This window comes from Kitasatospora aureofaciens (assembly GCF_001188955.3).
In the GTDB taxonomy this organism is placed as follows: Bacteria; Actinomycetota; Actinomycetes; order Streptomycetales; family Streptomycetaceae; genus Kitasatospora; species Kitasatospora aureofaciens.
Genome location: NZ_JPRF03000106.1, coordinates 1 through 1,062 on the forward strand (window position 1 = coordinate 1; position 1,062 = coordinate 1,062).

The 1,062-nt window shown below is 73.8% G+C and carries 1 protein-coding gene; it reads right to left on the reverse strand.

From position 1 onward, the window contains the following. Window positions 1-1,062 (reverse strand): beta-ketoacyl reductase (locus HS99_RS40375; RefSeq protein WP_141763918.1); only part of this gene is annotated, 1,062 nt, incomplete at both ends.

A 1,062-nucleotide genomic window follows, 5' to 3' on the forward strand; every position in this document is an offset into this window, starting at 1 on the left:
GGCCGGCATAGTCGGCGTACATCACGCCCGCGAACACACCGGTACGACTGCCCCGCAACGACACCGGGTCGATACCCGCCCGCTCGAACGCCTCCCAGGACGTCTCCAGCAGCAACCGCTGCTGCGCATCCGTCGCCAACGCCTCCCGCGGACTCATCCCGAAGAACTCGGGGTCGAACTCCCCTGCGGTGTGCAGGAATCCGCCCGAGCGCGTGTAGGAGGTGCCGGTGTGGTCCGGGTCCGGGTGGTACAGCGACTCGACGTCCCAGCCTCGGTCCGCCGGGAAGTCCGACACCGCGTCCACCCCGTCGGCGACCAGCCGCCACAGGTCCTCCGGTGAGGCGACGCCTCCGGGGTAGCGGCAGGCCATCCCCACGATCACGACCGGGTCGTCCGTCAGTGACGGCAGGACCTCCGGGACGTGGACCACGCTCTCGGTACCGAGCAGGCCCTCCAGCAGGAAGCCGGCCAGGGCACGGGCGGTCGGGTAGTCGAAAACGACGGTCGCCGGGAGCTGGAGCCCGGTCACGGACCGCAGCCGGTTCCGCAGCTCCACCGCCGTCAGCGAGTCGAACCCGAGGTCCTGGAACGCCCGCGACGGATCGACCGCGGACCCGCCCTCGTGCCCCAGCACCACCGCGATCTGCTCGCGCACCAGCTCCAGCACCACCGCGCGCCGCTCGTCGCCGCCCAGCGTGGACAGGCGCTGCGCCAGCCCCGCCGTCACGGCCGACCGCGCCACGACCGCACGCCGCACCCGCCCCCGTACCAGGCCCCGCAGCAGCGCAGGCACGTCGCCGTGCGCCACCACCGCCGCAGGGTCGAGCCGGACCGGCAGCACGGCCGCGTGCCCGGCGGAGAGCGCCGCGTCGAAGAGCGCGGTGCCCTGTTCCGGGGAGATCGCCGGGAGGCCGTGACGGGCGATGCGCTCGGACTCGGCTTCGGTGAGGGTGCCGGTCATGCCCGCCACCCCGGACCACGGACCCCACGCCAGCGACACCCCCGGCAGACCCAGCGCACGCCGGTGCACCGCCAACGCGTCCAGACAGGCATTGCCCGCCG